The following is a 16,481-nucleotide window of genomic DNA, read 5'->3' as shown; positions in this document are numbered from 1 at the left end:
TTTTTTTAAGTGTTACCGCTTCATTCGTTTAAAGTACCGGTAAATGCGGTCGAGCTTTTTTTCCTGATTCCCATTTTCCTTTTCCATATTGCCAAACTCAAAAAAGGTTACCCGTTTAATGCCGACAAAGCCAAACAGGGCCCTTTTCATCAATACTTGGTGCGCATTATTGAGCCAGAACCGTGGATAATGTGCCGGCCCTTTCATCGTTGATACACAAACCGCCGATTTCCCTGCCAGAAGCCCTTCCGGGAAAAGTCCAAGCCCGTCACGATACGCAAAGTTTGCTGCAAACATTTGATCAATAAAGCCAAGCAGCATGGCCGGCGGCCTTCCCCACCAGATGGGGTAAACAAACACAAGCTTATCCGCCCAGGTGATCAGCTCTCTGTAGGAAGCCAGGTCCGGATCCTTATGCATCTCCCGGCGCCGCTTCGTTTCATTAAATAGTAAAGCTGGATGAAAGTTTTCTTTGTACAAGTCTATCACTTTCGCTTCATGCACCTGATCATTTTCACTGCAGCCGTCGATCACCTTTTGCAAAAAAGCGCCATTTAAGCTTTTATGGTGAGGATACGTATAAATCACCAATACATTCAAAGCGCTGCCCCCTTACTTATCATTTGATAAGTAAATCATATAAGGAGATTAAATAGTTGTCAATTGATAATTGTTTTTTGATAATCAATTTGGTATCGTACCGATATGAGGTGAAAACAATGACCAACGATACATTATTCGAGCACTTTGTTTCTTTTATTGCCTCAGTCCACCGCGTTCAGCACGACCTGACAAAAGATGCAATGCCTGAAGGGCTGACAGCTCTTCAGTACAGCATCCTCGAGCACATTGCCGTCAGCCGCCAGCCTCTTACACCGAGCGATATCAGCTCATGTTTTCATATCTCCATGCCGAATACGAGCCGTGAACTCAAAAAGCTCACTGAGCAAGGGCTGGTTGAACGAAAAGAAAGTGAGGAAGACCGCAGAAAGCAGTTCATTCACTTGTCAGCGGACGGACGAGCTATGATGGATGAAGTGTTTAAGCAAATTCATGCACGATTTTTGGAACGAATTGGAGACACAACCAACGAAAAAATGGATACGATCGCGCATGCGCTTGATGTTCTTCAGAAACATGTCTTTTATGAATAAAAAACTTTTTTGCTAGACCCCCTTCTGTAAAAGGGCTGCATCATTTACCAGCACATTGAGATGTGTTTTTATGTTTGATTTCTCTCCAAATGGGGCAACCAAATAAGGAATACCGAAAGGAGAGAGATGTTACATGGCAGACTTAAATCGAAACGAAATTCCAGAAACGCAAGGTCAAGTAGAAGAAAAAGTACAGTCAATGGGTCAAGATAAAAAAGAAGACATTCTGGCAAGTTTTGACACCTTTAAAAATTACCTTGGCGAGAAAGTGGAAAAAGGTGAAAAGCTGGGCATGAATGAAGAGCAGCTTGCAAAAACAGCGCAAAAAGTAGCCGATTATCTGGCAGCGCATGAGGAACCGCGCAACCGTGAGGAAAAATTGCTTCAAGAGCTTTGGAAAGTCGGAAACGAAGAGCAGCAGCACCAGCTGGCTCACCTGCTCGTTAGACTCGTTCAGCAGTAATTCGCCGTTCATTTGGTCAACGCTTGAAACAGCTCAATGATCTCTAGAGGTACGATTCATGATGTAGCCTTCGGGCAAAAAAAGGACTGATATGATTCATATCAGTCCTTTTTTGTAGGTGCGGGCTTCAACATTCCGCTCACCTGTGTATAAGATTTGTTTATTTGTTTATACTAAAAACACGGACTTGTAGCTCAACGGCGAGAGCGGCCAACAGCTTCCTGGAATGACTATTGTGTATCTTGCGGGTTCAAATCCCGCCAAGTCCTTTTCATGAAACGAAAAAGCAAAAAGCTTTCCCTGCTGCATTTCTTTGCTTTACAGAATAAGCAGGCCCGGGCTGTCTGTTTACCATATAAAAAAATAGGCCGCCTGGGTTTATTTTTTTTGTTTACTGACAGAATTCCTGATCATCAATTCCGTATTTACAAAAATCCGTTCCCCTGTTTCTATCGACCCTTCCATAAGCCCCAAAAGCTTCTTCGCACCTTGAACGCTTATTTTTTCAATCGGACGCTTTACAGTCGTTAAGCTTGGCGTGGTATATTGGGAAAAGCCAATATCATCGAAGCCAGCAATAGAGATATCGTCTGGCACTTTTAATCCATGCGCAAACACGGCATTCATTGCGCCGATCGCCATGTCGTCATTGGAGCAAAAAACAGCCGTCGGCGGGTCCTCCTGTACCAGAAGCCGCTCCATTGCCGCATAACCGCTCGGCATATCATAGCTTCCGCATTCAATATAATGGCGCTCAACAGGAAGCTGATGGCGAATAAGCGCTTCCATATATCCTTCTTTCCGCTCTACCGTCGACTTAAATCCTTTCATCCCCTTGATGATCGCAACTTTTGTATGGCCGTTTTGAATTAAATGCTCCACTGCCTGAAATGACCCTTCCCGGTCATTTGACAAAATATTGATCGCTTTTTGTTCCTCGACCTGCCGGTTCAAGACCACAAGCGGGATTTTTTGCTGCAGAACATGATATACAAACGTGTTGTCCACTTCACTTTGGCTCATTAAAATAATTCCGTCAAACCGCAGCTTTGTAATCGACGCATAATCTTTATAATCATCGATCCCGCGCACAAACAAGTTGAATTCCTCGCCAATTACGCTGTTTACTCCTTTTACCGTTTCGGCAAAAAAGCTTGGCGACGTTCCCGTTGAAATGCTCGTAAAAAACAAGCCGATCGTATACGATTTTTTTAAAACAAGGCTTTTAGCACTGTAGTTGGGTGTATAGTTCAGCTGGGCGGCTAAATCCAGTATCTTTTTCCGCGTGTCCTCCTTGATCGATACACTGTTATTCAGCGCTCTTGAAACGGTGGTGTGGGATACATTTGCGAGTTTTGCAATATCTTTAATCGTAACCATTCCATTCACCCTTTAGAACTCAAGATTTACTCCCTCTAATAGTACCATAGCCGTTCCTCCAGCACCCTACATCCCCATTATATTTTTGCTTCAAGATCTTTAATAATCTGCGCATGCTTTTCATCCGTAAGCTTGTACATAAATCCGATAATTAAAACCGCAATAGTCAGCGCTACAGCCGGATAAAGCGTCAGCATCCCTTTAATGCCGAGCAGCGTACCAGCTGACTGCGCCACATTTGGCACATAGCCGACCAGTGTTAAACTGATACCGGATAAAAAACCAGCCAGAGACTGGGCAAGCTTGCGTGAAAAGTTAAACAACGAGTATGTAGTCGCTTCTTTCCGCTCTCCCGAAACCCATTCGCCATAATCGATAATATCGGAAACAAGCGCCCATGTAATACCGTTCGGAATGCTGATCCCGATAAACGCAATCGCAGATAAAATGGTAAATGAGTAAATGTTCGTCGGAATAAAAAAGTTCAGCAAATCGGCTGCAATACAAATGCCGAACCCAAGCATGGCCGTCCGCTTTTTCCCAAACCGGGCTACAAGCTTCAGCATGAAGATTACACCTAGAAAGGAAGAGCCGATAATAATAAAGCTCATGTTGGCAACGAGTGTCACATTGCCTAAGTTATATTCTGCAAAATACACAAGCAATGCTGATTTGATATTGTAAGCAGAAATAGAGAAAATCGTCATCAAGATCAGTGTCAAAAGCGGCTTGTTCGTAATGAACGTTTTGATAATTGACTTAAACGACAGCTTTTCTTTTGGCCCTCCTTTTACGACGATGCGCTCTTTTGTATTCCGGTAACAAATGAAAAATCCAATAATCCCGATGACCGACATAATCCCCATTACAACTGGATAGCCGACTTCCGCACGGTCAAACTGCACAATCAGCGGCATCACAATTACACTTGTAATGAGCAGGGCGCCCAGTGAACCGATTTGACGGAATGTGGCAAGAGACGTCCGTTCCTCCGCATTTTGCGTAATGGCCGCACCCAGCGAGCCGTACGGAATATTTGTAAACGAATAAGCAACGCCCCACATCATGTAAATGGCATACGCATACGCAAGCTTGCCTGCGGGCGGTACAGATGGTGAGATAAAAAGCAGTACAGTAACGATGGCAAGTGCTAAGCTGCCGAATAAAAGATACGGCCGAAATTTCCCACGCCTGCCGATGTTTTTTCGATAATCAATCGAGGAGCCGACAAGCGGGTCCATAACTGCATTAAACAATTTGCTGACCAGAAAAATGGTGCCTGCTGCAGCGGCTGAAATACCGGCTACATCCGTTAAAAATTTCAACAAATATAACTGGCCTAAATCGAACATAAAACCGTTTCCAAAATCGCCCATGCCATAAGAAATCTTTTCTTTTAAACTCAGCTTTTCCTTTTTGGTCTCCTGTCCTTCCGGCGCAGGATCTGCTGCAAAAACAGTACTCATCATAACCCTCCTGTGCATTGAAGTGATTGCTTGAAATCTGCTATACTGGAGACAAATGTTCTTTCAGAAGGGCTTTCTATTCTTGGTTTGGCGACTGGCGAATAGAAAGTCTTTCCTCCCTACAATACTAAAACGCTTACAAAAAGACGATACTTATTTTCTGTTATCTTAGGATGTTCGACCTGCGGGCGGCTTTTCTCCTCAGCTCCTTTCCTTTTCATCAAAATGTTAACGTTAACATTTTTCTTTATCAAAAAGAAATCTTACAATATAAACCTTAACATTGAGCAGAATAACTAAAATTTCTTTTTATGTTAACGTTAACATTTATAGAGGTATTATATCAAATCTTCCTTTAAATACAATCCTTTTATTTTCTTTCCCTTCTCTTGCACCTCCATCAAAACCGCCGCAGCGCGCAAAGAACAAGCTGATATGAGCAAAAACAAAAACTTCCCTCGATAGGAAAGCTTTTGTATTAAAGCCTTAATCGATCAGTTAAAATACTTTAATTCGTCCGCCAGTTTCGACCGCCTAAATTCTTTTTGACGAAGGAAATCTTTGATTTCCTCTTTCGTTTGGTAAGAAAGCCGAATATGAAAATAATTAATGTATTCAATAAGGGCAAATACGTATAAAAACAAAAACCAATAAAATGTTGCAGGAAAGTCGAGTAGCTGCTTGATAAGAATGAGAACACCCACGCCAATCAAACATTGATCGATCCGTTTAAACCACTGGAACATTTGCCGCTGGCCTTCGGGCAAACGGGTACGGCTCTTGCGCCTGATCTGCCTCAGCTTCAAAAACCAATACATGCTTCCCTGCAGCAGAATCAGTTCTAATAAACCAAACGCATATAAAGGTGGCAAAGAGGTTAAGTATGGTTTTGTCCATTCCATTATCCCTATATACATAATCCACATACCTGCAAAAAGAACGGCGGCGAATAGTTCACCTGTACATAAGCTGACTAACTTTTTCTCTACTTTTTTTTGCATGTCATCCCCCGCTTTATTTTATTCCTATACGATTGAAGCGCCCCATTAGTTTCATAAAATAGATAATGAGGAAAAAAATGAAAAAACGCCCTGCTGTCAGCGCAAGGCGGCTCTTTCTTTTATGGATCATGCAAGCTTAAGCTGAATTATCGTTCTCTATGGTTCCGATACGTCGCTCTTGTAGCCGTATTATGTGTTTCGAATATACGGTTGATTTCAGCTTCATGGTTTTCTCTAGCATCCACAAGCACTACAATGTTTCCTTCCTTTAAATAACGCTCATACTCTTTTGCTTTTTCCTCCGGTATACCGGCTCCGGCGAGCGCTCCAATAATACCGCCGCTTCCCAGGCCGACACCCGCTCCAGTCAGGCCGGCAACAATCGGTCCAGCTGCCACAATTGGTCCAATGCCCGGAATTGCAATCAAGCCTGCTCCAAGAATCGCACCGAGTGATCCGCCGAGAAGGCCGCCGGAAAGAGCACCGATGCCCGCTCCTCTTTCTGCATGTTCCAGACGTTCACTGCTGTCTGTAATAATATCTGCATTTGTTTCATGTTCGATATCGCGTACGTCCTTGCTGCTTTTTGCAAAAACGGAAATGTCATCAATGCTGTATCCTTTCAGCTTTAATTCTTCAATGACTTTAATCACCGCTTCATGCTCATGAAAGACACCGCCTATAATTCTCATTGCCATTATCCGTTTCTCCTCTCTTTGTTCAGTCTTTTTCTTATTACCCCTCACTCAGAAAACTAATCAACTAGACGAATAGAAAAAAGATTCCTGCTCGGGCCAGACAGAAAAAATCATTCGTATTTAAAAAGCGCTGGATCAACTATAGGGGAAGCGAGCGTAATATCATTTTTCCTAAAAAGCTGGACAACAGAGTGACGGAGACGGCTTTCCACCTGCTCCTTGATTTCAAAACTTGTAACCGGAATCTCTACTAAAAAATCCATCGACCGGCTGCGCAAATCCACAAACCGAATATCCGGAGCAGGCACAGATAAAATTCCATCCATTCTCTCCGCTATCTTCACGGCTGCTTCCTGCAAAAGGGCTTCTACTTTTTCTGTGTCCTCTCCGTATTCGACACTGACCGACACCTGGGCCATCGTTTCCGCCCCGGTCCGGTTTTTAATAATCTGTTCAATAAAGTACTGGTTCGGCACAATCAAAACGCCTTCTTTCGCTGTCCGGACAATTGTGGATCGCAGGCGGATTTTTTCTACCTGGCCGATTTTTTTATCGATTTGAATGACTTCGCCTACCTCAATCGGCCGCTCAAATAAAATAATGATGCCAGAAACAAAGTTACCCGCCACATTCCGCATGCCAAAACCGATCCCAATGCCAAGCACACCGAACAAAGCCCCAAGAGCGGTTAAATCAATGCCGACACTCGTAAAGCTGACCGCCAGTGCCACAATCATAACCGTATAATAAATGATTTGATTGAAGGTATAGCCGAGTCCCCTGTCGACCCGGTAATAATCATAAACAGGCGTCAGCACATACCTCATCACAAGTTTTAAAAGCCGGTCAGCCAGCGACACAATCATAACCGCCATAATGATTAAAAAAAGAGACACATCTACATCGCCATTGGAATATAGCGGGTAAAACAGCCAGCTGCTTTTTGAAAAATAAAGCAAAAACAGGAGAATCAAACAGTAAAAGGTCACCCAGTTTAACAGAGAGGAAATGGAAGTGAAGACCCCTTTTTTCACGCCTATTTTTTCAGCAGACATGGCATTGAAAAATCCTTTTAATACCATATTCACCAAAATGACTGCCGCAAATAATCCAATAAACCATGCGAGCTGGAGGTCTGAAAAATGCTTTAAAAAATCTGTCATTCGCCCTATCACCTAACTTGTTTTACAGTTTGCCGCTGAAAGTGAAAAACGGTTTTGTTTTGCTTATTCCCTTTTCGATCGGTACAAAACTTATTCAGCATTCTCCCCGTTTTCCGCCTTTCCGCCCGCCTGCTTGCGCATAAATTCAAAACGAACGTACAGAATAGAACCGTCGTATAAACGTGATCATAAACTTTTTAAGGTGGGTCCGCTATGCAAATCGAAAAAATTGAAACGTTTCCCCTGCTTCATCGTCTTGCCGCTCCTTACGGAGATGCGAATGGCCCTAAGAAATATAGATCGTGTTACCTCATCCGCATTACCACCAAATCCGGTGTTGACGGCTGGGGAGAATGCATCGACTGGCTGCCTGCCCTGCATGTCGGATTTACAGAAAGAATTATCCCGTACTTAATCGGAAAATCGGCCGCTGATCGCCTGCCGTTAGTGTCCGTCATTCAAAAATGGCATAAGCGGGCGGCCGCTGCAGTCAGTATGGCGTTAACGGAAATAGTCGCAAAGTCTGCCCGTCTCTCGGTTTGTGATTTGTGGGGAGGAAAATGGCGGGACCGCATACCCGTGTACGCTTCCTTTCAATCTTATTCGGACCGGGACGACTGGATCGGCCACTCTCTACAGCTTGTAGAAGGAGCGATTCAAAAGGAGTTTAGGGCCGTAAAAGTAAAAATTGGCGGCAGAACGTTTCAAGACGACCTTACACATATTCAGTCTCTGCAAAAAATGATCGAAGAACGAATCTCGCTTATTCTGGACGCTAACCAGAGCTACGATATGGCAGCGTCCCGCAAATGGGAACCTTACCTATCAAATTGGGCTAATCTTTTGTGGCTGGAGGAGCCCATGCCGCTGAACAACCTGCCTGAGTACAAGCTATTGCGTGCCAGCCTTTCTGTGCCGATTGCAGGCGGTGAAAACATAAAAAGCGCCAAACAGTTTTTGCCGATTTTAAACGAAAATGCGCTTGATATCATCCAGCCGGATATTCTGCATGGGACGGGTATCGACGATTTCCGTGACGCTTTGCAGCTTGCCCGGCATTTCGAGGTTAGAGTATCTCCTCACAGTTACGATGGTGCGCTTTCACGGCTGTATATGCTTTTTGCTCAGGCGAGCCTGGCCCCCTGGACAAAAATGAACGCGGAAAATATTGAACCCGTTGAGTGGGACGTAATGGAAAATCCGTTTTCCGAGCTGGTGCCTGTTACACCATCCGGCGGCTCTGTTTCGATTCCAGGCGGGATAGGAATTGGAGTTGAGATCAATACGGATCTGCTCCAGGCTTACCTTTGGGATGGTTCAGCTTACTGGCAATAAACACCTGTCTTCTTTATAGGAAAACAGACCTTTAGGGTCCCTAAGCATTTCAGTTTGTTTTGGATGTTTGGACTGTTACGATAGAAAAGAAACTTCATCCAGAAAGGACAAAATGAAATGTCAAATATACAAATACCTGTATCGGTTTTAAACTTGGCCCCTATCCGCAAAGGACAAAAGCCAAAAGAAGCGATTGATTCTATGATCGATTTAGCGCAGGCGGCAGAAAAAATGGGCTACAGCCGCTACTGGATTGCAGAACATCACAATACACCTACTCTTGTAAGTTCTGCTACATCTATTTTAATTAAGCATACCCTTGAGCACACAAAGCATATTCGCGTCGGCTCCGGCGGTATTATGCTGCCGAACCATTCACCTCTCGTGGTCGCTGAGCAGTTCGGCACGATGGCGGCTATTTATCCCGACCGTCTCGATTTAGGCCTCGGGCGTGCACCGGGCACGGATATGAAAACAGCCAGCGCTTTAAGACGCTCGCAGCATGATACGGTTTATACATTCCCGGAAGATGTAAACAGCCTGCTGACATATTTTGGTCCGGCCGCGCTGCAAGGCGATGTAAAAGCTTACCCGGGCGCCGGCACCAATATCCCGATTTATATTCTCGGCTCTTCCACCGATTCCGCTTATTTAGCAGCGGAGCTTGGCCTGCCGTATGTTTTTGCCGCTCATTTCGCACCAAGGTACCTGGCAGAAGCCATTGCGATTTACCGCAACCGGTTTAAGCCATCCGACTATTTGGACGCTCCTTATATGATCGTCTGCTTGAACGTAATCGCAGCAGAAAGCGATGAAGAAGCCGAGTTCGAGTCTACAACGATGCAGCAATTTTTCTTAAACGTTGTACGCGGCTCCAGCGTACCGCTCAGCCCTCCTGTAGAAAATATGGACGAACTGTGGAGCGAACCAGAAAAACAAATGGCGTCTTCCATGTCCAGTGTTACACTGATAGGAAGCAAGCAGTCTGTCCGTGACCAGCTGACGAGCTTCCAGGATATGTACAATGTAGACGAAATTATGGCCGTCTCTTATATTTACGATCCGGACAAGCAAAAACGGTCCTATGAAATTTTAAAAGAAATTACGGATGGGAAATAAAACAAAAAAGCAAGCTCTTCTTCCAGGAGAAGGCTTGCTTTTTTGTTTTAATTGAAAAAGATATTTTTCAGTTCATTCACTGTCAGTACAATAAATAATAAAATACTAATGCCCAGCGCAAGGTTAGACCAGCGCTGATAGCGGTCAATCGTCCCTACGTATGTTTTCTTGTTGAGTAAATAAAGCAGTGTAATCGCCATAAACGGCATAAAAATCGACCCCAGCGCCCCGTAAGCAATAATTAAAAAAACCGGCTTTCCGATAAAATGAAGCAGCATCGGCGGAAAGGTTAACCATAGCACGTAAAAACGATACGCCTTTGTTTTACTCAAATCCTCCTTGCTGATATGTTGATGGCGAATGGTCCGGATAAAATCAGCAAATAAATACGGAACCCCATTCCACACTCCAAGAACGGAGGTGAAGGAAGCAGACCAAAAGCCGATAAGGAATAAATAGCGTACAGCAGGATGCAGTTCATTTCCTAGAATAGAAGCAAAATCGATCAATCCTTTTTCACCGCTAATGTTTACATTTGTTCCATATAACAATCCCGCGCCCAATAGGAGAAGGGCAACGGTAAATAGCGCGGTTACAATATACGCAACGGCAGAATCATAGCGGACTGCACGAATAAAGGAAGGCCCCTGCCATTTGTTTTCCTGGAGCCAGTACCCATAAGAAGCCATTGTGAGAGAGCCGCCTACCCCGCCAATTAACCCGAGCGCATACACTAATGATCCTTCTGGAAGTGTGGGAACAGCTGTATCTACAATGTCACCAAGTTGAGGTACAACCAAAACAGCAGATCCTACTACCGTAATAAACATAATGCCAACCAGCCAGTTCATTACCTTTTCAAATGTCTTGTATTTCCCCCACCAAATCAAGCCAAAACCGGCTAATCCATGAATAACGGCCCATTGTGTTAAAGAAAGCTGAGGAAACAGTGCAGCCATTGCGAGGGCACAGGATGCTGTGCCGGCAGCTCCATATACAAACCCCCAAATAACGGAATACACACCAAAATAGCCAGTAGCCCATTTCCCCATCATGTGCCAGCCTTCTAATATGGTGTTTCCACTTGTTAAGTGCCAGCGGCCTACCCCTTCATTTAGGGCAAACTTCAGAACAGAACCGATCAAAATTGCCCAAAGAAACACCAGGCCATAATTAGCACCCGCCATCAGTGCTGCCACTAAATCACCCGCGCCTACTCCGGTGGCCGCCACGATCAATCCCGGCCCGATCACCGACGTCTTTTTTACAGGTCCATTCAACTCCTCGTGTGTCTGCATGTGCTTTTCTGGTTTCATCGTCATCCCCCTTAGTTTAACTTGATACCGTTTACACAAAATAATTTGGTAAACTAAACCATAAAATATAGATCACTTTTATTTTACCTTTCTTTTCCTGAATAATCTCTTCTTTAAGCTCTTTTCTTTACATCTCTCCCTCGATAATCTATCTTTTGATCAAACAAACTAAAAGCTTTACGGTTAGAAAGGTTGGGATAAAATGAAGCTGAGTGTATTGGACCAGTCTGTTATTGCGGCCGGCGAAACGGGAGCGGATGCATTAAAGAAAACCGTGAAGCTGGCGCAGTCGGCAGAAGCCATGGGCTATACCCGCTTTTGGACAGCAGAACATCATAATACAAACGGAATGGCGGGATCCGCACCAGAAATACTCATTTCGCATATCGCCTCACAAACAAAATCGATCCGCGTCGGGTCAGGCGGCGTGCTTCTCCCTCAATACAGCCCTTATAAGATTGCAGAGAATTTTAAAGTGTTAGAAGCGCTGTTTCCAAACCGGATTGATTTGGGCATCGGCCGCTCCCCCGGTGGGGCAGCCGATACCCGTCTGGCTCTTACAGACGGCGTGCGGAGGAGCTTAAATGAATTCCCGAGACAAGTAAGAGACCTGCAGCGTTACTTAAGGGATCGAGATGAAGCGGTAAAAGCCTATCCGAAGACAAACGGGCTTCCCGAAATGTGGATGCTGGGCATTACCCACCGCGGTGCACGGACCGCTGCCGAAAACGGAACCGCTTTTACATACGGTCATTTTATTAATCCTTACAACGGCCAAAGAGCCATGAAGCAATATCGAAGCGATTTTCAGCCGTCCGCCCTGCTAAAGCACCCAAAAGTAAATGTCTGTATTTTTGTTGTATGTGCGCCTTCTCAGGAAAAAGCAGATGAAATCGCCCTCAGCCAGGATGCCTGGCTTTTAGCGGTTGAAAAAGGAGGAGACACAAGAATTCCGACAATTGAAGAAGCGAAAAGAAAAATTGTTACACAGGCAGATAAAGAAAAAGTAAAAGAAAACCGAAAACGGATGATTGTCGGCACTCCCCAAAAAATAAGGGACGAGCTTCTTGCCCTGAGCGACGCCTATCAAACAGAAGAATTTATGGTCATTGCCAACGTGCACAACTTTGAGGATAAAGTACAGTCTTATGCCCGTTTGGCCGAAGTGATGTTGTAAATAAATGGACTGCTTTTCCTAAAACAAAAAGACCCTTCTGTTGTCAGAAGGATCTTTCTTTTATGAATAGTAACGGTTTGCTCTTCTTCTAAAGAAGACCTTGCGGATAATCGCAATTAACACGACAACCGCAAGCACATTAACGAGTAGTCCTAATATAGACCCAAGCATTCCCATGCCGCTAAGCAGACTGCCAAATATTAAGCCTGCCAATCCGCCAAGCATAAGTCCTTTCATTAATCGGCTTGAGAAAAAGCTGTTCTTTTTCTTTGTGGAAAAAGTCGATTTATTAGATACCGCTGAATTGGCTTTTTTATTTTGAAACGTTGAAGTAGAAGGGCTGTTCACGCTGCCGTTTGTACTCTTGAATCCGCCCTTGCTTCCTCTTGCTTCTACGGTTGTAGACTGATCGTGAAAAACTGCACTTCCAACCGGTGAAAACGCGATTGCCGCTGCAAGTATAGCCGTAATAAATTTTTTCAATGTTCTATCTCCTTCATGCTCATAAGCATGGTATTTTGTAGTAGATCCTGCCTCTTACCTATCTTTCTTATGACAACATACAATTAGTTGTTATGCTTGAGACAGCCCTTTCTTTGAAGGCAAACGCCTTTTAATTTATTCTTTCCCTTACACTATGATTATAGCATTTTTTACGTTTCTTTAAAAATGAATGAACTTGGGAACAGAGACGAAAAGCAGGGCATTTAAACATCTTTTTTATTTAGATTACAGTACCCTGCAGATTGAATTTAAAACGTTTCCTTCTTTATAAATGAAATAGATCATTAGAATAGAAGAAAATCCTTTAAACACAAAAAATCCACCCTGCTTTCTGAACAGGATGGATTTTTAATTCCTATGATTCCTACTGGGTTCGAACCAGCGACCTCTACCCTGTCAAGGTAGCGCTCTCCCAGCTGAGCTAAGGAATCGTTTACTGACAATTTATATTTTATTCAATAAAGTCTTGCATGTCAACAAGTTTATGTATCTTTATTGATGTAAGTTCATATTACTCCTCTTTTATGCATGCAGTATGCGGTTGATAGCCCCTACCGAGCATTGATCGCAAAAGGAGGCCCTTTTCCGTCAAACGGCAAGGGCTTCCTTTTTTCTATTTAATCTTTCGCCACATAAGATACAGCACGGTCATAAAGAGAACCGTCATTAAAAACGCTGTAATGAGCGCGATAATATAGGTATTTGTCCCGGAAATCGGCGACTGGTTGCCCATGGAAACGAAAATACCGGCCATAATAATGCTGAAAGCGAGCATAATCACGCTGAGGACAATGAGTGACGCCATCCGCTCAAGGCGCCTCATCAGATTGTTATCAGCGGTTACATGCATTTTCAGCTTCGGCTGGCCGCCTTCCCATTCATTCAGCGTTTCATTTAAAATACTCGGCAGCTTGTTGGCGGCCATTTTAAACAAGCGCAAAAATGAACGGGATTCGCGTATCATTTCCTTCGGATGAATACGTCCAAACAGCACTTCTTTCGCCATATCGCGCACCATACCGGATAAGCTTGAGCCTGGATCAAGGGCAATGACGGTTTGTTCTACTTTCAGAAAAGCCTGTCCCACTTGAACAAAATCTTTTGGAATGGAAATGTGATGGCGTCCAGCGACAGTAAACAGCTCCTGCAGCATGGCGCCCATTTGTACCTCCGCAAGTTCAATGTCCATATAGCCCGCCATCCAGCGGCTGATGTCACGCTGAAGCAGGCGCCGTTCGATCGGCTTTCGCGCACCAAGTTCGAGCACAAGCATCGACAGCGCTGCAGCATCGCGGTCGGCGAGGGCAAACAAGCAGTCTGATAACAGATGCCTCATATCCTCTGACAACCGGCCGGTGTTGCCGAAATCAATCAGCCCAAGACGGCCATCGTGCAGAAGCAGCAGGTTGCCCGGGTGCGGGTCGGCATGAAATACGCCATCGATAAATACCTGGCGCAGCACAGTTTCCGACAAAGCCCGTGCAAGCTCCTGCCGCTGCTCGACACCCATTTCTTTGATCACATTGCCCCGCAGTGATTTTCCGTTCACAAATTCCATCACCAGCATTCGCTCGGTCGTCCATTCCGAGAAAATACGCGGCACATAAATACGCTTGTCTTTCATCGACTCCCGCACTCCCGCTGCCTCAGTGGCTTCGAGCCGGTAGTTCATTTCCCGGCCAAGGGCGGCCGCAAAATCATCAATAATCGCTTTTAAGCTGATCTGCCGCGCAAGCTCGGAGTTTCGCTCAGCGAGGCTGGCCAGCTGGCGCAAAATCGAAATGTCGTTTCGAATCACCGGTTCGATGCCCGGCCGGCGAATTTTGATCGCAACCTCTGTTCCATCTTTTAAAGCAGCACGGTGAACCTGTCCGATTGATGCGGCACCGAGCGGCATTTCTTCTATATACAACAGCCAGTCTTCAATCGGCTGGCCCGCTTCTAACTCCACAATTTTGCGAATATCATCAAACGGCATCGCCGGTGCACTGTTTTGCAGCTTGGCGAGCGGCTCTGTCCAGGATGGAGGCAGCAGGTCGGTTCGCGTGGATAAAAACTGCCCAAGCTTCATAAAAGTCGGACCCAGATCTTCAAGCGCCCGCCGGAGCTCTTCGCCTTTTACATTTTGTTCTTTGGCGGCCCAGCGTGTGAACGGAATTTTTTCCGCCAGCCCAAGATCTTTTATATATCCGGCAAAGCCGTGCCTCGCAAAAACTGCCACGATTTCCGGCGCGCGCCGGAGCGTCCCGATTTTCCCCACATTGTCACCTTCTCCGTTTCCAGTATTTTGTTCATCATACCATACTCACTGCTGCCTCTGCTTGAAAAAGAACATTCATTCCCTTTTAGTCATGTTACAATAAGCTGACTGCATTTTTCACAGGAGGTTTTAACATGAAACGCGGAACCATTCAGGATCACTTTATTCATTCAGCCGAATTAGGAGAAGACGTTTCTTTTTTGGTATACGTACCGGCAGACTTTTCACCGATGTTTTCGTATACCTTTTTAATCTGCCAGGACGGCAAAGACTACTTTCAGCTTGGTCGGCTCCCGCGCCTGGCCGATGAACTGCTCGAAGCGGAAGAGATAGAACCGTTAATTATGGTCGGCATTCCCTATCTTAACAAGCACGACCGGCGCGAAAAGTATCATCCGGACGGCGTGCAGCAAGCCGCATACATACGCTTTCTCGCCAATGAACTTGTTCCTTATTTGGACGAGCAGTTTCCGGGGCACGGCAACCGTTTTGGCCGTGCGCTTGCGGGCGATTCCCTTGCTGGTACCGTTTCCTTTATGACGGCGTTAAAACATCCAGATTTATTCGGGCGCGTCCTGATGCATTCGCCTTTTGTGGACAGCACCGTAATGAATTTAGCCGAGTCAGCAGAAACCCTTCCTTCTCTTTATCATGTGATCGGCACTGAAGAAACAGATGTGCTGATGACAAACGGCGAACGGGCGGATTTTCTGACGCCGAACCGGGCGCTTTCTTCGCTCCTATCCGGCAAAAGAACCGACTATTTTTATGAGGAGTTTGCCGGTAATCACACATGGACTTACTGGCAAAAAGACATGAAACGGGCGCTTTTAAAAATGTTTGAATGAGGCCTGCCTCCCATTCTGCATTTTTGAAAACGTTTGGTATACTAATAGAGAAAAGGTTATTTTAAAGGAGTGAATGAACATGAAATACGGTGTTGTCATTTTTCCATCAAAATCTTTGCAGGATAAAGTAAACGGTTACCGGAAACGGTATGATCCGCATTATGCGCTCGTGGCGCCTCATATTACGTTAAAAAGCCCATTTGACGCAGATGAACAGGATATAAGCAAGATTGCAGAGCAGCTGCGCCGTGTTGCCTCGCTTCATCAGCCGTTTTCGTATCACGTCAGCAAAGTTAAATCGTTCGAACCGGTAAATAACGTGATTTATTTTAAAGTGGATCCGAACGATACACTCACTTCTTTATATGAAATGCTCCATACGGAGGAATTTCCGGGTGAAGAGCCGTATGGATTTGTTCCCCACATTACAATTGGCCAGAAGCTGTCCAATGATGAACATTCCGATGTATACGGAGCCCTGCAGATGGAATCGATTGATTTAACGGAAAAAGCAGACCGTTTTCATTTGCTGTATCAGCTTGAGAATGGCTCATGGACAGTTTATGAAACATTTTTACTTGGGAAGGATGCATAAAA

At 44.9% G+C, this 16,481-nt stretch carries 16 protein-coding genes and 2 tRNA genes; 8 read left to right on the top strand and 10 right to left on the bottom strand.

Translation table 11 applies throughout. The features are described 5' to 3' along the window. Window positions 1-12 precede the first annotated feature (12 nt). Entirely contained in the window at window positions 13-600 is a 588-nt protein-coding gene (locus RG959_RS12795) for an NAD(P)H-dependent oxidoreductase (RefSeq protein ID WP_342797427.1), read from the bottom strand. A 119-nt stretch (window positions 601-719) separates the two neighbouring features. Here RG959_RS12795 and RG959_RS12790 point away from each other — a divergent pair, with 119 nt between their 5' ends. The 3 genes from RG959_RS12790 to RG959_RS12780 all read left to right on the top strand — a co-directional run bounded on the left by RG959_RS12790 (window position 720) and on the right by RG959_RS12780 (window position 1,886). Beyond that, window positions 720-1,154, top strand: coding sequence for a MarR family winged helix-turn-helix transcriptional regulator (locus tag RG959_RS12790; protein ID WP_342797426.1), 435 nt, complete (start codon window positions 720-722; stop codon window positions 1,152-1,154). A gap of 199 nt (window positions 1,155-1,353) precedes the next feature. Next, entirely contained in the window at window positions 1,354-1,617 is a 264-nt protein-coding gene (locus RG959_RS12785) for a DUF3243 domain-containing protein (protein WP_396120255.1), read from the top strand. Window positions 1,618-1,800: 183 nt separating this feature from the next. Continuing rightward, window positions 1,801-1,886, top strand: a tRNA-OTHER gene (locus tag RG959_RS12780). A gap of 109 nt (window positions 1,887-1,995) precedes the next feature. On the opposite strand, the gene RG959_RS12775 is transcribed toward RG959_RS12780, so the two are convergent. The 5 genes from RG959_RS12775 to RG959_RS12755 all read right to left on the bottom strand — a co-directional run bounded on the left by RG959_RS12775 (window position 1,996) and on the right by RG959_RS12755 (window position 7,325). Further along, a complete protein-coding gene (locus RG959_RS12775) occupies window positions 1,996-2,997 on the bottom strand; it encodes a LacI family DNA-binding transcriptional regulator (protein WP_342797425.1) in 1,002 nt (333 codons plus the stop codon). Window positions 2,998-3,074: 77 nt separating this feature from the next. Continuing rightward, window positions 3,075-4,463, bottom strand: coding sequence for a glycoside-pentoside-hexuronide (GPH):cation symporter (locus RG959_RS12770; protein ID WP_342797424.1), 1,389 nt, complete (start codon window positions 4,461-4,463; stop codon window positions 3,075-3,077). Window positions 4,464-4,957: 494 nt separating this feature from the next. Then, complete coding sequence (locus RG959_RS12765; protein WP_342797423.1) at window positions 4,958-5,464, bottom strand: hypothetical protein; 507 nt, start codon at window positions 5,462-5,464, stop codon at window positions 4,958-4,960. 146 nt (window positions 5,465-5,610) lie between these two features. Continuing rightward, a complete protein-coding gene (locus tag RG959_RS12760) occupies window positions 5,611-6,162 on the bottom strand; it encodes a general stress protein (RefSeq protein ID WP_242232333.1) in 552 nt (183 codons plus the stop codon). A 110-nt stretch (window positions 6,163-6,272) separates the two neighbouring features. Continuing rightward, window positions 6,273-7,325: a mechanosensitive ion channel family protein gene (locus RG959_RS12755; protein WP_342797422.1), complete on the bottom strand. Its 1,053-nt coding sequence runs from the start codon at window positions 7,323-7,325 to the stop codon at window positions 6,273-6,275. Between the two features lie 213 nt (window positions 7,326-7,538). Here RG959_RS12755 and RG959_RS12750 point away from each other — a divergent pair, with 213 nt between their 5' ends. Both RG959_RS12750 and RG959_RS12745 read left to right on the top strand, forming a co-directional pair. Then, window positions 7,539-8,660: a mandelate racemase/muconate lactonizing enzyme family protein gene (locus tag RG959_RS12750; RefSeq protein WP_342797421.1), complete on the top strand. Its 1,122-nt coding sequence runs from the start codon at window positions 7,539-7,541 to the stop codon at window positions 8,658-8,660. Window positions 8,661-8,777: 117 nt separating this feature from the next. After that, the gene (locus tag RG959_RS12745; protein WP_342797420.1) at window positions 8,778-9,779 is read left to right on the top strand and encodes an LLM class flavin-dependent oxidoreductase; all 1,002 of its coding nucleotides are present in this window, start codon (window positions 8,778-8,780) and stop codon (window positions 9,777-9,779) included. 47 nt (window positions 9,780-9,826) lie between these two features. On the opposite strand, the gene RG959_RS12740 is transcribed toward RG959_RS12745, so the two are convergent. Continuing rightward, window positions 9,827-11,095 carry an Nramp family divalent metal transporter gene (locus tag RG959_RS12740; protein WP_342797419.1) on the bottom strand — a complete coding sequence of 423 codons (1,269 nt, stop codon included), beginning with the start codon at window positions 11,093-11,095 and terminating at the stop codon, window positions 9,827-9,829. A 202-nt stretch (window positions 11,096-11,297) separates the two neighbouring features. Between RG959_RS12740 and RG959_RS12735 the strand changes: the two genes are divergently transcribed. Further along, a complete protein-coding gene (locus RG959_RS12735) occupies window positions 11,298-12,272 on the top strand; it encodes an LLM class flavin-dependent oxidoreductase (protein ID WP_342797418.1) in 975 nt (324 codons plus the stop codon). 60 nt (window positions 12,273-12,332) lie between these two features. Here the strand turns inward: RG959_RS12735 and RG959_RS12730 are convergent, their stop codons facing one another. The 3 genes from RG959_RS12730 to RG959_RS12720 all read right to left on the bottom strand — a co-directional run bounded on the left by RG959_RS12730 (window position 12,333) and on the right by RG959_RS12720 (window position 15,036). Next, a complete protein-coding gene (locus RG959_RS12730; RefSeq protein WP_342797417.1) occupies window positions 12,333-12,755 on the bottom strand; it encodes a hypothetical protein in 423 nt (140 codons plus the stop codon). 379 nt (window positions 12,756-13,134) lie between these two features. Next, window positions 13,135-13,207, bottom strand: a tRNA-Val gene (locus tag RG959_RS12725). Between the two features lie 182 nt (window positions 13,208-13,389). Then, window positions 13,390-15,036 (bottom strand): ABC1 kinase family protein, encoded by a 1,647-nt coding sequence (locus tag RG959_RS12720; RefSeq protein WP_342797416.1) that lies wholly within the window; start codon window positions 15,034-15,036, stop codon window positions 13,390-13,392. Window positions 15,037-15,170: 134 nt separating this feature from the next. Between RG959_RS12720 and RG959_RS12715 the strand changes: the two genes are divergently transcribed. Beyond that, complete coding sequence (locus RG959_RS12715; RefSeq protein ID WP_342797415.1) at window positions 15,171-15,884, top strand: alpha/beta hydrolase; 714 nt, start codon at window positions 15,171-15,173, stop codon at window positions 15,882-15,884. Between the two features lie 79 nt (window positions 15,885-15,963). After that, complete coding sequence (locus RG959_RS12710; RefSeq protein WP_242232352.1) at window positions 15,964-16,479, top strand: YjcG family protein; 516 nt, start codon at window positions 15,964-15,966, stop codon at window positions 16,477-16,479. The last annotated feature ends 2 nt before the right edge of the window (window positions 16,480-16,481 follow it).

The sequence above is a fragment of the Domibacillus sp. 8LH genome (assembly GCF_038806185.1).
Classification (GTDB): Bacteria; Bacillota; Bacilli; order Bacillales; family Domibacillaceae; genus Domibacillus; species Domibacillus indicus_A.
Note: the sequence above shows the minus strand (reverse complement) of the source record. Positions and strands in the feature narration are given on the sequence as shown.

Bases quoted from the DNA above. Each gene is read 5' to 3' on its own strand.
- RG959_RS12790 (WP_342797426.1), top strand. From the start codon at position 720: ATGACCAACGATACATTATTCGAGCACTTTGTTTCTTTTATTGCCTCA.
- RG959_RS12785 (WP_396120255.1), top strand. From the start codon at position 1,354: ATGGGTCAAGATAAAAAAGAAGACATTCTGGCAAGTTTTGACACCTTT.
- RG959_RS12775 (WP_342797425.1), bottom strand. From the start codon at position 2,997: ATGGTTACGATTAAAGATATTGCAAAACTCGCAAATGTATCCCACACC.
- RG959_RS12770 (WP_342797424.1), bottom strand. From the start codon at position 4,463: ATGAGTACTGTTTTTGCAGCAGATCCTGCGCCGGAAGGACAGGAGACC.
- RG959_RS12765 (WP_342797423.1), bottom strand. From the start codon at position 5,464: ATGCAAAAAAAAGTAGAGAAAAAGTTAGTCAGCTTATGTACAGGTGAA.
- RG959_RS12760 (WP_242232333.1), bottom strand. From the start codon at position 6,162: ATGGCAATGAGAATTATAGGCGGTGTCTTTCATGAGCATGAAGCGGTG.
- RG959_RS12755 (WP_342797422.1), bottom strand. From the start codon at position 7,325: ATGACAGATTTTTTAAAGCATTTTTCAGACCTCCAGCTCGCATGGTTT.
- RG959_RS12750 (WP_342797421.1), top strand. From the start codon at position 7,539: ATGCAAATCGAAAAAATTGAAACGTTTCCCCTGCTTCATCGTCTTGCC.
- RG959_RS12745 (WP_342797420.1), top strand. From the start codon at position 8,778: ATGTCAAATATACAAATACCTGTATCGGTTTTAAACTTGGCCCCTATC.
- RG959_RS12740 (WP_342797419.1), bottom strand. From the start codon at position 11,095: ATGAAACCAGAAAAGCACATGCAGACACACGAGGAGTTGAATGGACCT.
- RG959_RS12735 (WP_342797418.1), top strand. From the start codon at position 11,298: ATGAAGCTGAGTGTATTGGACCAGTCTGTTATTGCGGCCGGCGAAACG.
- RG959_RS12715 (WP_342797415.1), top strand. From the start codon at position 15,171: ATGAAACGCGGAACCATTCAGGATCACTTTATTCATTCAGCCGAATTA.
- RG959_RS12710 (WP_242232352.1), top strand. From the start codon at position 15,964: ATGAAATACGGTGTTGTCATTTTTCCATCAAAATCTTTGCAGGATAAA.